The sequence below is a fragment of the Kribbella sp. WER1 genome, from assembly GCF_054189145.1.
Genome location: NZ_CM135186.1, coordinates 1433728 through 1446271, shown reverse-complemented (window position 1 = coordinate 1446271; position 12544 = coordinate 1433728). Strand labels below are relative to the sequence as shown.

The window sequence follows — 12544 nt, the reverse complement described above, 5'->3', positions numbered from 1 at the left end:
CCGTTCGTGTTGTGGGTTCTCTGTTGGTATTAGCGGGGAGAAGCAGCAACTGGAACGGATATCCCCTCGTGTGAGTTGTCCACAGGTGGGTGGTTGGGGAGGGCCGGGGAGCGGTCGGGTGGGGGATGCTTGGCGGATGGATGCAGGGCTGAGGTTGATCGCGGCGCGGCAGGGTGGGGTGTTCAGCCGTCGGCAGGCGCTCGCTGCCGGGCATCCTCACGAGCAGATCGTCCGCAACCTGCGGGACGGCAGCTGGGAGCAGGTCCGGCGCGGGCAGTATGCCGAGGCGGTCGACCTCAGCGACCTACCGCCGTGGGACCGCATCCGCAGTGCGCACCGCCGCCAGGTGCACGCGGTCCTGAACGCGCTCCGCCCGGGTTCGGTTGCCGTCAGCCACCAATCGGCGCTGGTCGTGCACGATCTGCCGATCTGGGGCCTCGACCTGAGCAAGGTGCACGTCACCCGGCTGGACGGTCAGTCCGGTGGCCGCGTCGCCGGCGTACAGCATCATCTGGGTGCCGTGACCGCGGACGACCTGACACTGGTCGGCGGGCGGCCGGTAACCACGGCCGCGCGGGCTGCGGTGGATTCGGCCTGTACGGCGCCGTTCGAGGTGGCCGTGGTGGGTGTCGACGCTGCCATGCGCGTCGGCGGGTTGAGTGCTGAGGAGGTACGGCGCCTGTCCGGCGCGATCGAGTTCTGGCCGGGATCGGTGGCGGCGCGGAAGGCGCTCCGGTTCGGCAACGGGTTGTCGGAGTCGGTCGGGGAGTCGCGGCTTCGGGTCCTGATGTCGGAGTACGGGCTGCCCGAGCCGATGCTGCAGGTGGATTTCCGCGATCGGCACGGGTTCATCGGGCGGGTCGACTTCTACGTCCCGGCGTGCCGCACGGTGATCGAGTTCGACGGCGCCGTGAAGTACCGCGGCGGATCAGCTGAGGTCCTGGTTCAGGAGAAGTACCGCGAGGACCGTCTCCGCGCCCTCGGCCTCAAAGTCGTCCGCACCACCTGGCCCGACCTCGACGACCACGCTGCCCTCGCCGCCACCCTCCACCGAGCCCTCCTCCGCCCCGCCGCCTGACCACCCCGCCCACGGCCCCCGCCTACGGCCTCCGCGCCGAACCCGCCTGACGCACCGGCGCCGGCCGCCGCAGTACACGAGGGGATATCCCTTGTAGTTGGGGGTTCTCCCCTCGAGTACCAACAGAGAACCCCCAAAACGAGGGGATATCCGTTCGTCTTGGGGCCGGGCGGTGGGTCAGTCCTTGGTGGTTTTGCCGGGGAGGGCGAGCATTTGGTTGAGGGCTACCTTGGCGTAGTGCTCGGTGTCGGGGTCGACCTTGATGGGGTTGACGACGTGGCCGGCGACCAGGTTTTCGAGGGCCCACACGAAATGCGGGAGGTCGATGCGGTTCATCGTGGCGCAGTAGCAGACCGTCTTGTCGAGGAACACGATGTTCTTGTCGGTGTGCTGCTTCGCGAGGCGCTGGACCAGGTTGAGCTCGGTGCCGACGGCCCACGACGTACCGGGTTCGGCGGTTTCCAGGGCCTTGATGATGTACTCCGTGGATCCGACCTGGTCGGCCTTCGTGACGACCTCGTGGCGGCACTCGGGGTGCACGATCACGTTGACGCCGGGGACCCGGGAGCGGACGTCGTCGACCGATTCGGCGGTGAAGCGGCCGTGTACGGAGCAGTGCCCGCGCCACAGGATCATCTTCGCCGCGGCCAGCTGCTCGCGGGTCAGCCCGCCGCCTGGCTTGTGCGGGTCGTACACGACGCAGTCCTCGAGCGACATGCCGAGCTGCAGTACGGCGGTGTTCCGGCCGAGGTGCTGGTCGGGCAGGAACAGCACCTTCTCGCCCTGCTCGAACGCCCAGTTCAGCGCGGTCTCGGCGTTGCTCGACGTACACACGACACCGCCGTGGCGGCCGCAGAACGCCTTGATGTCGGCGCTCGAGTTCATGTACGTCACCGGCACGGTCACATCCGCGACGCCCGCGTCGGCGAGCGCGTCCCAGGCCGCCTCGACCTGCTGGATCCGCGCCATGTCGGCCATCGAGCACCCGGCCGCGAGGTCCGGCAGGATCACCGTCTGCGCGTCGTTGGTGAGGATGTCGGCGGACTCGGCCATGAAGTGCACACCGCAGAACACGATGTACGGCGCGTCCGGCCGCGCCGCCGCGTCGCGGGCCAGCTTGAACGAGTCGCCGGTGACGTCCGCGAACTGGATCACCTCGTCGCGCTGGTAATGGTGCCCGAGCACGAACACCTGGTCACCGAGCGCCGCCTTCGCCTTCAGCGCCCGCTCCACCAGGTCCGGGTCCGAGGCCGGCGGGAGCGCGCCCGGGCACTCGACGCCGCGCTCGGAGTGCGGGTCGGTGTTCTGCCCGAGGAACAGCAACGGAAGGGACTTCGAGCCGTCTGCGATCGTCGTCACGTCAGATATCGTCCCACGCCGGCGGGCGGACACCGCGTGGTACACGTCACTGCCCAGACTGTGAAATCAGTACGCTGCCGGTGTGAACACATCGGCACCTGTGGCCGGCCTCCTGCTCGCCGCCGGGGCGGGCCGCCGGATGGGTACTCCGAAGGCGTTGATCCGCGACGGGTCCGGCGTTCCGTGGGTCGTCCGGACGGCTCGGCTGCTGACCGAGGCGGGCTGTGACCCCGTCGTCGTCGTGGTGGGAGCTGCCGCGTCCGACGTCCGCGCGGAACTCTCCGCCGACGCGGTCCAAGTAGTCGACGCAGCCGACTGGGCCGAAGGTATGAGCGCCTCGCTCCGCGCCGGTCTCAGGCACCTCGTGTCCTCCGAGGCGTCGGCGGTCGCGGTGCTGCCGGTGGATGTACCGGGCCTGACGGTGGCGGCAGTCGAACGGGTGGCCGCCGGCGCGGCCGCGCACACGCTGGCCAGGGCGACGTACGACGCAGCGCCGGGTCATCCGGTGGTGATCGGGCGGGCGCACTGGGCGGACGTGATCGCGTCGGCGCGCGGGGATGAGGGGGCCCGGACGTACCTCCGCGCGCATCGGGCCGCTCAGGTGGAATGCGGTGACGTCGCGGACGGTGCGGACGTCGATACGACGGAGGATCTGCCGAGCGGTCACCACTGAGCCGAGCTGGGTCGGCGGGGCGGGGGTTGGCAACTCGGCTGTGTAGGTGAATGCTGAAGGAGTGCGTGCCGTCGGCTCGGCGGGGGAGCTTGCCGGGTATTTGCGGGCGACCGGGTACTTGGCCGGTGAGGGCCTAGCCACGGTCGGCTATCTCGCGCTCGCGCTGCACCGGCCGCTGCTGCTCGAAGGTGAGCCCGGTACGGGAAAGACCGCGCTCGCGGAGGCGCTGGCCGAGGCGCTCGGCATCGACCTGATCCGGTTGCAGTGCTACGAGGGCATCGACGCCTCGCAGGCGCTGTACGACTGGGACTTCCCGCGGCAGATCCTGCACCTGCGGACCGTCGAGGCGACCAGCTCCGAGGCTGCGGTCGAGGAGGTCGAGAAGAGCCTGTTCGACGAACGTTTCCTGCTGTCCCGTCCGGTACTGCGGGCGTTGCGCGAGAGCCCCGCCGTACTGCTCGTCGACGAGATCGACCGGGCCGACGACGAGTTCGAGGCGTTCCTGCTGGAGGTGCTGTCGACGTACGAGGTGACGATCCCGGAGCTCGGAACGATCGCGGCGGACGTCCCGCCGATCGTGGTGCTCACCTCGAACCGCACCCGCGAGGTGCACGACGCGCTCAAGCGGCGCTGCCTGTACCACTGGATCGACCACCCAGGGCTGGCCCGCGAGATCGAGATCGTCCGGACGCGCCTGCCCGGCGTCTCGGCGCGGCTCGCCGAACAGGTCACGCGGTCCGTCCAGCGGATGCGCGACCTCGATCTGCTGAAGCCGCCCGGGGTGGCCGAGACGCTCGACTGGGCGCGGGCGCTGGACGCGCTCGGTACCGACGTACTCGACATCGAGACCGCGGCGGCGACGCTCGGGGCGGTGCTCAAGTACCGCGAGGACACCGACCGCGTCCGCGAATCCCTCGACCGCCTGCTGGCGAGTTGACCGACGATGACCCACCGACCAGCCGCACCCGAAGACCATCAGCCAGCAGGGGGCCGGTCCAAGGTCCGCCCGTCGGAGGCGGATCTTGCGTTGGCCGGGTTTGCGACGGCGCTCCGGTCTGCGGGGCTTGCGGTGACGGCTGATCGGGTGCACCTGTTCCTGCAGGCGGTGGCCGCGCTCGACGCCACGCTGACCGCGGACGTGTACTGGGCCGGCCGCGCCGCCCTGTGCAGCGGACCCGACGACACCGCCCGGTACGACGAGGTGTTCGCCGCCTGGTTCACCGGCGACCGCACCCGCGGCGTCGTCCCGAGCCGTACGCCGCAGTCCTCCGTCCAGGCAGCCCTCGACGTTGCCGACGCCACCGGCGACGGCGATGACCACACCCTCAACGTCTCGGCCAGCACCACCGAAGTACTCCGGCACCGTGACGTCGCAGGATTGTCAACAATCGACCGTGCCGAGCTCGCCCGCCTGTTCGGCACCCTGCACCCACAGGTTCCGCTGCGCCGCGCGAACCGCCGTCGCCCGTCACACCGCGGCGAGATCGACCCGCGCCGTACCCTCCGCGCCCAGCTCCGCCAGGTCGGCGAACCGGCCCGTGTGCACTACCGCCGCCGCGGCGTCCGCCCACGCCGAGTCGTCGTACTGATCGACATTTCCGGCTCGATGCGCCCGTACGCCGACAGTCTGCTGCGGCTCGCGCACACGATGGTCCAGCAGGCGCCGCGAACCGTCGAAGTGTTCACCATCGGTACGCGATTGACCCGCGTCACCCCGGCGCTCCGCCGCCGCGACCCCGAGTTCGCGCTGCGCGCCGCCGGGGACGTCGTACCGGACTGGTCGGGTGGGACCCGGCTGGGCGAGGTACTGAAGGTGTTCCTGGACCGCTGGGGACAACGCGGTACGGCGCGCCGGGCCGTGGTCGTGGTGTGCAGCGACGGCTGGGAACGCGGCGACGCGGCGCTCCTCGGCGCGCAACTGCAACGCCTGGCGAGCCTCGCACACCGGGTGGTCTGGCTGAACCCGCACCGCGGCAAGCGGGGGTACGAACCGGTGCAGGCCGGGATCGTCGCCGTCCTGCCGCACCTGGACGATCTGGTCGCCGGGCACAGCCTGGCCAGCTTCGCGGAACTCTTGGAGGTGGTGGCCGATGCGTGACGTCCTCGATCGGTTGCTGACGTGGTGGAAGGCCGGCGAATCCGTTGCCGTCGGCACCGTTGTCGCGACGTTCCAGTCGGCGCCGCGGCCACCCGGTGCGGTGATGCTGGTCGGGCCCGGGCTGGAGGCGGTCGGCAGCGTGTCCGGCGGCTGCGTCGAGGGCGCGGTGTACCAGCTCGGCGAGGAGATCCTGGCTTCCGGCGAACCGGTGTTGCAGCGGTACGGCGTCAGCGACGAGTCGGCGTTCGCGGTCGGGCTGACGTGTGGCGGGATCCTCGACGTGTTCGTGGAGAAGGTCGACCGGACGACGTTCCCGGAACTGGCCGAGGTGGCGGCGGACATCACCGAGGGCCGGCCGGTCGCGGTGGCGACGGTGGTGGCGCATCCGGATCCGGCGCGGATCGGCCGCCGGCTGATCGTCCGGCCCGACGGGCAGCTGGGGAGCACCGGGTCGGACCGTGTCGACGATGCGATTGTCGACGATGCGCGCGGCCTGCTGGCGAACGGGCGGACCGAGACGCTGGAGTACGGACCGGACGGGCAACGCCGTGGTGAGGGGATGCGCGTTTTCGTCTCTTCCTATGCGCCGGTGCCGCGTTTGCTGGTGTTCGGCGCGATCGACTTCGCAGCTGCGGTTGCGCGACTCGGCACGTTCCTCGCGTACCGGGTGACCGTCTGCGATGCGCGCGGCGTGTTCGCGACCGCGTCCCGATTCCCCTTTGCCGACGAGGTGATCGTCGACTGGCCGCACCGGTACCTGGCCGGCGAGGCCGCGGCCGGCCGGATCGACGACCGTACGGTGATCTGCGTACTGACACACGATCCGAAGTTCGACGTACCGCTGCTGGAGGTCGCGCTGCGGTTGCCGCAGGTCGCGTACATCGGCGCGATGGGGTCGCGGCGGACGCACGACGATCGGCTGAAACGCTTACGGGAGGCGGGTTTGAACGAGGACGAGGTCGCCCGGCTGGCGAGCCCGATCGGCCTCGACCTGGGCGCCCGGACCCCGGAGGAGACCGCGGTGAGCATTGCCGCCGAGATCATCGCGCAGCGCTGGGGTGGCGCGGGGCAACGACTTTCGGCGGCGGCGGGACCGATCCACCACTGAACCTTGTGGGCGGGAACACAACAGGAGCAGGATCGAAGGTACGGCGAGTACTGACATCTGGAGGCGGGGCGATGACCCGGATCACGGTGAAGGTCGACGGAAGCAGCTTCACGGACGACGTGGAGCCGCGCACGCTGCTGGTGCACTATCTGCGCGAGCAACTGGGGAAGACGGGCACCGTGATCGGTTGCGACACCAGCAACTGCGGCGCCTGCACCGTGCACCTGGACGGACGCAGCGTGAAGTCGTGCTCGCTGCTCGCGGTACAGGCCGACGGGCACGAGGTGACCACGATCGAAGGGATCGCGACCGACGGCCGGCTGCACCCGATGCAGCAGGCCTTCCACGAGAACCACGCCCTGCAGTGCGGCTACTGCACGCCGGGCATGATCATGCAGTCGCTCGATCTGATTGCAGACAATCCTCATGTCGACGACGAACAGATCCGCCTCGGCCTGGAAGGCAACCTCTGCCGCTGCACCGGCTACCAGAACATCGTGAAGGCGGTTCGCGCCGCGGCCGGAGGTGCGCAATGACCGCCACCGAGGAACGACCGGTCAAGGAGGTCGGCACCCCGCGGCGGCGCAAGGAGGACGCCCGGCTGATCACCGGCCGGACCCGCTGGACCGACAACATCGTGCTGCCCGGCATGCAGCACATCGCGATGGTGCGCAGCCCGTTCGCACACGCCCGGATCACGTCGATCGACACCAGCGCAGCGAAGGCCGCGTCCGGTGTCGTCGCGGTGATCACCGGCGCCGACATCGCCGACGAACAGGGCGCGCTGCCGAACGCGTGGGCCGTCGTACCCGATCAGAAGGCCCCGCCGCACCCGTCGATGGCGGTCGACCGGGTCGCGTTCGCCGGCGAGATCGTCGCGATGGTGATCGCCCGCACCGCTGCCGAGGCGAACGACGCCGCCGACCTGGTGGACGTCGACTACGACGAACTCGAACCGGCCCTCGAACTCAAGGCCGCGGCCCGCGACGAGGTCCTCGCGCATCCGGATCTCGGGACGAACGTGTCCGCGGTCTGGTCGTACGACTCGGCCGAGTCCGGCACCGGCGGCGACGTCGAGGCGGCGATCGCGGCCGCCCGGAACGACGGCATCGTGATCGAGGAGGAGTTCCGCCAGCAGCGGCTGATCCCGGCGTTCATGGAGCCACGGTCGATTGTCGTCGATCCTACGACCGAGCAGATGACCGTCTGGTCGTCGACGCAGGTGCCGCACTTCGTGAAGATCTTCATCGCGCTCGTGCTCGGGATCCCGGAGAGCAAGATCCGGGTGATCGCGCCGGACGTCGGCGGCGGCTTCGGCGGCAAGCTCCAGTTCACGCCCGAAGAAGTACTGACAGTCATCGCGGCCCGGCGGACCGGAAAGCCCTGTAAATACAGCGAAACCAGGTCCGAGTCGTTGATGGCCGCGCACCACGGCCGCGACCAGTGGCAGCAGCTCACGCTCGCCGCGAACGCCGACGGTACGGTCACCGGGCTGAAGGTCGAGCTGACCGCCGACATGGGCGCGTACCTCGGCCTGGTCACGTCGGCGATCCCGCTGCTCGGCGCCTTCATGTACAACGGGATCTACAAGTTCCCGGCGTACCACCTCGGCATCACGAACGTGTTCACGAACAAGACCTGGACCGACGCGTACCGCGGCGCCGGCCGCCCCGAGGCGACGTACGCGATCGAGCGCCTGATGGACGAACTAGCCGCCCGCGTTGGCGTCGATCCGCTCGAAATCCGTGAGAAGAACTGGATCAAGCACGAGGAGTTCCCGTTCTCGACGGTGTCCGGGCTGCGGTACGACTCCGGCAACTACGAGGCCGCGACCGCGAAGGCTCGCGAGCTCTTCCGGTACGACGAGCTCCGGGCCGAGCAGCGTACGCGGCGGGAAGCCGGCGACCCGGTGCAGCTCGGCATCGGCGTGTCGACGTTCACCGAGATGTGCGGGCTGGCGCCGTCGCGCTGGCTCGGGTCGATGGGGTACGTCGGAGGCGGCTGGGAACACGCGTCGATCCGGATGCTGCCGACCGGGAAGGTCGAGGTGGTGACCGGGACCAGCCCGCACGGGCAGGGACACGAGACCGCGTGGAGCCAGATCGTCGCGGACCGGCTGGGCGTGGCGTTCGAGGACGTCGAAGTACTGCACGGTGACACGCAGGTCGCGGTCCGCGGGCTCGACACGTACGGATCGCGGTCGCTGGCCGTCGGCGGGATGGCCGTACTGGCCGCGGCCGACAAGGTGATCGAGAAGGCGAAGCCGATCGCGGCCCAGTTGCTGGAGGCAAACGCGGACGACCTGGAATTCTCGGCCGGGCGGTACGGCGTGCGCGGGACGGACGCCGGGATGACGATGGCGGAGCTGGCGTTCGCGGTGTTCCAGGGGCACAAGCTGGACGGCGCCGGTGACGGCTCGCTGGACGCGGACGCGACGCTCGACCCGGAGGACTTCTCGTTCCCGCACGGAACGCATCTGTGTGCGGTCGAGGTCGACACCGAGACCGGCGCGACGAAGCTGCGCTCGTACGTGTGCGTCGACGACGTCGGCGTGGTGGTGAACCCGTTGATCGTCGAGGGGCAGGTGCACGGCGGACTCGCGCAGGGGATCGCGCAGGCGCTCTACGAGGAGGCGGTCCATGACGATGCCGGGACGTTGATCACCGGGTCGTTCGACCAGTACACGTTGCCTGCGGCACCGGATCTGCCCACGTTCGAGACGGCGCGGACCGAGACGCCGGCGACCACGAACCAGCTCGGCGTGAAGGGTGTCGGCGAGGCCGGCACGATCGCGTCGACGCCGGCTGTCGTCAATGCGGTCGTCGACGCGCTCCGGCCACTCGGCGTCACGGACGTGCAGATGCCGTGTACGCCGTACCGGGTCTGGAAAGCGATCCAGGAAGGTGGCCGCTCATGATCCCCGCGGCGTTCGACTACTACGCGCCTACGACGGTCGAGGAGGCGTTGCGGCTGCTCCGGGAGCACTCCGACGCGAAGGTGCTGGCCGGCGGGCAGAGCCTGATGCCGGCGCTCCGGCTGCGGCTCGCGGCGCCCGAGGTGATTGTCGACATTGGGAATGTTGACAATCTGCGCGGCATCCGGGACGACGGCGACGCGTTGGTGATCGGCGCGATGACGCCGCACAGCACGGTGCAGTCCGACCCGCTGGTCCTCGAACACGCCCAGCTGATCGCGTTGGCCACCGCAACAGTCGGCGATCCACAGATCCGGCACCGCGGGACGTTCGGCGGGTCGCTGGCGCATGCGGATCCGGCGGCGGATCTGCCGGCCGTGGCGGTCGCGCTGGATGCATCGTTCGTGATCGCCGGCGCGGACGGTCGCCGGACGGTCCCGGCGGGGGAGTTCTTCCAGGGCGTGTTCACCACGGCGCTCGCCGAGGACGAGTTGCTGCTCGAGGTGCGGGTGCCGAAGTACACCGGGTGGGGCGCGCACTACGAGAAGTTCAACCGGGTCGCGCAGGGCTGGTCGATCGTGTCGGTCGCGGCGGCGGTCCGGCTGGACGGCGACCGGATCGCGGAGGCGCGGGTCGGGCTCGGCAACATGGGCTCGACGCCGGTCCGGGCGACCGCGGTCGAGTCGGCGCTGGTCGGGCAACCCGCGACGGCCGACGCCGTACGGGCAGCGGCGGCGCGGGCCGCGGACGGGACCTCGCCGATCAGCGACAGCAACGGCGACGAGGAGTACCGCCGGCACCTGGCGACGGTGCTCACCCGGCGCGCGGTCCTGGCAGCGGCAGGTACGGCGTGAAGCTCGAGCACAAGTTCGTCGTACCGGCGCCAGTGGACACGACGTGGGCCGCGTTCAACGACCTCGAACGGGTGGTGCCGTGTTTCCCCGGCGCCACCCTGACGGCGTACGAAGGCGACGAGTTCACCGGTACGTGCAGGGTGAAGCTCGGGCCGGTGTCGCTGCAGTACAACGGCACCGGGACGTTCGTCGAACGGGACGAGTCCGACCACCACGCCGTCATCGAGGCCAAGGGCAAGGACCGCCGCGGCAACGGCACCGCCACCGCGCGGGTGACGGCTCGGCTGGCTGCTACGGCCGACAGCGCGACCGAGGTGACTGTCGACACCGACCTGACCATCACCGGGCGGCCGGCGCAGTTCGGCCGCGGGCTGATCCAGGATGTGTCGAACAAGCTGCTGGACCAGTTCACAACCTGTCTGGAATCCAAGCTGAAGGACACAGCTGAAGATGCCCCGGACGAGCCGGCTCCGGGTTCGTCGCATGTCGGGAACGCGTCGGCTGCGGGTTCGTCGCAAGTCGGGGATGCGTCGGCTGCGGGCTCGTCCCGGTCCGAGGACAGTCCGCCGGCTGACGAGGCGGTGCTCGATCTCGGTGGCGCCGTGCTCCCGATGCTCGCCAAGCGCGCGGCGCCTTACCTGATCGGTGCCGTCCTAGCCCTTGTCCTGCGTCGCCTCCTCCGACACTGACGGATCGAAGTACGGCTCACCCGCGAAGATCGCCGGCACCACCGCGCGCTGGCTGGCGACGACCGTGAGCCCGGCGGCCTCGGCCGACGTACACCAGCGGCTCTCACTCACCTCCGCCGACGTGCCCGCCGTACCGCCGACGACCTCCGCGCGGAACACCAGGCCGACGAGCTGCACGCGGTCGCCGTCCGGGTAGACCACGACTACATCCGGGTTCGAGTACACGCCGACCAGCCCGGTCACCCGGATCCTCAGCCCCGTCTCCTCGTACGTCTCCCGCTCGGCCGCCTCCGCGGGCCGCTCGCCCGGCTCGACCCCGCCGCCCGGCAGACACCACTCGCCGTCGTCCGTACGCCGCGTCAGCAGCAGCCGCTCCCCGTCGACAACCGCCGCCACGGCTCCGAGCCGCAACCGCGCCGTCGCTCCAATCCGCTCGCCGTACTCGCGCCACGTATACCCCGACACCCGAGCCTCACCCATCGCGCAACCCACCCCGCACCCCATCCCGCACGTCGCCCGGCACCCCGTCCGGCGACCCACCGCGCGACCCACCGCGCGACCCACCGCGCGACCCACCGCGCGACCCACCGCGCGACCCACCGCGCGACCCACCGCGCGACCCACCGCGCAGCCCGTCCTGCGACTCGTTCCGCGCCCTGTCCCGCAGCCCGTCCGGGAACCCGTCGTGCGCCCTGTCCCGGACCCCGTCACGCAGTCCGTCGCGGCAGGCTCGGTCTGCGAGGCGGGTCGTCTCGGGGAGGCGATACGCGGGCGCCAGCCGCAGCACCTGCGCGACCGCCGTCGCCAGCGTCGCCCGGTGCCCGACCGACACGTACACCGGCTTCACCCCGTCTTGCGTACGCACCGCCGCTCCGACCACCTCGCCGCCGTCGACCAGCTCAGCCGTCGACCCACGCGCAGTACCCAACGCGGCATGCGACCCGACGTACGCCGTCTTCGCCACCCCGATCGCCGGGATCCCCGTCAGTACCCCGAGGTGACACGCCAACCCGAACCGCCGCGGATGCGCGAGCCCCTGCCCGTCACACACCAGCAATCCGGGCCGCACCCGCAACGCCGCCAACGCCCCCAGCAACGCCGGCACCTCCCGAAACGCGAACAGCCCCGGTATATAAGGAAAGGCCGTCTCCCCGAGCACCACCGCCCGATCGACCTCGCCGAGCGTCGCCGCCTCCAGTACGACCACGGCCGCCGCCAACTGGTCCCCGTCGTACGCCACATCCAGCCCCGCGACGTACTCCGCCGGCGCACCGACGTCCGCGACGTCGACCAGCCCGCGCAACCGCTCCTGGACCGCAACCGCCTCCTCGGGCGTCATCACCCCTCCGGCGTCGGCGGACCGCCCGCCGGCCACTCGACCAGCTCGAACCGGTACCCGTCCGGATCAACGAGCCATGCCGTCTTCGGCCCGTCCGGCCCGTGCGTTTCCGGCTCACCTGGCATCAGGCCGGCCGCGGTCAGCCGTTCGACGGCGGCGCCGAGCGACTCGACCTCGATCGCGAAGTGCTCGAAGCCGCGGACCTCCACCGGTCCGTCGGCGGGGCGATGCACCAGTTCGAGGGAGACCGCGTCCTCGTCGGGCAGCCGCAACCAGACCAGGCTCGACCCGTCGTCGAACGGCACCTTTCCGAGCGAGACGTACCCGACCTTGGCGTAGAACGCGAGCGACCGCTCCAGATCACTCACGCGCAGTGCGAACAGGATCGACTTCATGCCGACGATCTAATCGTGTCGCGGTACCGCACGACAG

General features: G+C 70.4%; 13 protein-coding genes. 9 read left to right on the top strand and 4 right to left on the bottom strand.

The features are described from left to right. Window positions 1-136 precede the first annotated feature (136 nt). A complete protein-coding gene (locus tag ACXJJ3_RS07060; RefSeq protein WP_458169146.1) occupies window positions 137-1078 on the top strand; it encodes a type IV toxin-antitoxin system AbiEi family antitoxin domain-containing protein in 942 nt (313 codons plus the stop codon). A gap of 177 nt (window positions 1079-1255) precedes the next feature. Here the strand turns inward: ACXJJ3_RS07060 and nadA are convergent, their stop codons facing one another. Beyond that, complete coding sequence (nadA, locus tag ACXJJ3_RS07055) at window positions 1256-2437, bottom strand: quinolinate synthase NadA (protein ID WP_458169145.1); 1182 nt, start codon at window positions 2435-2437, stop codon at window positions 1256-1258. Window positions 2438-2519: 82 nt separating this feature from the next. Here nadA and ACXJJ3_RS07050 point away from each other — a divergent pair, with 82 nt between their 5' ends. The 8 genes from ACXJJ3_RS07050 (at window position 2520) to ACXJJ3_RS07015 (ending at window position 10773) form a co-directional block, all read left to right on the top strand. Continuing rightward, window positions 2520-3110 carry a nucleotidyltransferase family protein gene (locus tag ACXJJ3_RS07050; RefSeq protein WP_458169144.1) on the top strand — a complete coding sequence of 197 codons (591 nt, stop codon included), beginning with the start codon at window positions 2520-2522 and terminating at the stop codon, window positions 3108-3110. A gap of 46 nt (window positions 3111-3156) precedes the next feature. After that, window positions 3157-4047, top strand: a complete 891-nt coding sequence (locus tag ACXJJ3_RS07045; RefSeq protein ID WP_458169143.1) for an AAA family ATPase — start codon at window positions 3157-3159, stop codon at window positions 4045-4047. 132 nt (window positions 4048-4179) lie between these two features. Next, complete coding sequence (locus tag ACXJJ3_RS07040; RefSeq protein ID WP_458169142.1) at window positions 4180-5208, top strand: vWA domain-containing protein; 1029 nt, start codon at window positions 4180-4182, stop codon at window positions 5206-5208. Further along, on the top strand, window positions 5201-6316 hold the full coding sequence (locus tag ACXJJ3_RS07035; protein ID WP_458169141.1) for an XdhC family protein: 1116 nt from the start codon (window positions 5201-5203) through the stop codon (window positions 6314-6316). Before ACXJJ3_RS07040 ends, ACXJJ3_RS07035 begins: the two co-directional genes overlap by 8 nt. An 86-nt stretch (window positions 6317-6402) precedes the next feature. Beyond that, entirely contained in the window at window positions 6403-6852 is a 450-nt protein-coding gene (locus tag ACXJJ3_RS07030; RefSeq protein WP_458169140.1) for a (2Fe-2S)-binding protein, read from the top strand. After that, a complete protein-coding gene (locus ACXJJ3_RS07025; RefSeq protein ID WP_458169139.1) occupies window positions 6849-9233 on the top strand; it encodes a xanthine dehydrogenase family protein molybdopterin-binding subunit in 2385 nt (794 codons plus the stop codon). Before ACXJJ3_RS07030 ends, ACXJJ3_RS07025 begins: the two co-directional genes overlap by 4 nt. Then, on the top strand, window positions 9230-10084 hold the full coding sequence (locus tag ACXJJ3_RS07020) for an FAD binding domain-containing protein (RefSeq protein ID WP_458169138.1): 855 nt from the start codon (window positions 9230-9232) through the stop codon (window positions 10082-10084). The genes ACXJJ3_RS07025 and ACXJJ3_RS07020 overlap by 4 nt, the downstream gene beginning before the upstream one ends. Next, on the top strand, window positions 10081-10773 hold the full coding sequence (locus ACXJJ3_RS07015) for an SRPBCC family protein (RefSeq protein WP_458169137.1): 693 nt from the start codon (window positions 10081-10083) through the stop codon (window positions 10771-10773). The genes ACXJJ3_RS07020 and ACXJJ3_RS07015 overlap by 4 nt, the downstream gene beginning before the upstream one ends. On the opposite strand, the gene ACXJJ3_RS07010 is transcribed toward ACXJJ3_RS07015, so the two are convergent. From ACXJJ3_RS07010 to ACXJJ3_RS07000, 3 genes are read right to left on the bottom strand one after another with little or no spacing between them, the layout of a single operon-like run. Then, a complete protein-coding gene (locus tag ACXJJ3_RS07010; RefSeq protein ID WP_458169136.1) occupies window positions 10738-11253 on the bottom strand; it encodes an NUDIX domain-containing protein in 516 nt (171 codons plus the stop codon). The two genes, ACXJJ3_RS07015 and ACXJJ3_RS07010, sit on opposite strands and share 36 nt — an antisense overlap. Beyond that, window positions 11246-12112, bottom strand: a complete 867-nt coding sequence (gene nfi, locus ACXJJ3_RS07005; protein ID WP_458169135.1) for a deoxyribonuclease V — start codon at window positions 12110-12112, stop codon at window positions 11246-11248. The genes ACXJJ3_RS07010 and nfi overlap by 8 nt, the downstream gene beginning before the upstream one ends. Beyond that, a complete protein-coding gene (locus ACXJJ3_RS07000) occupies window positions 12112-12507 on the bottom strand; it encodes a VOC family protein (RefSeq protein WP_458169134.1) in 396 nt (131 codons plus the stop codon). The genes nfi and ACXJJ3_RS07000 overlap by 1 nt, the downstream gene beginning before the upstream one ends. Window positions 12508-12544: the final 37 nt, after the last annotated feature.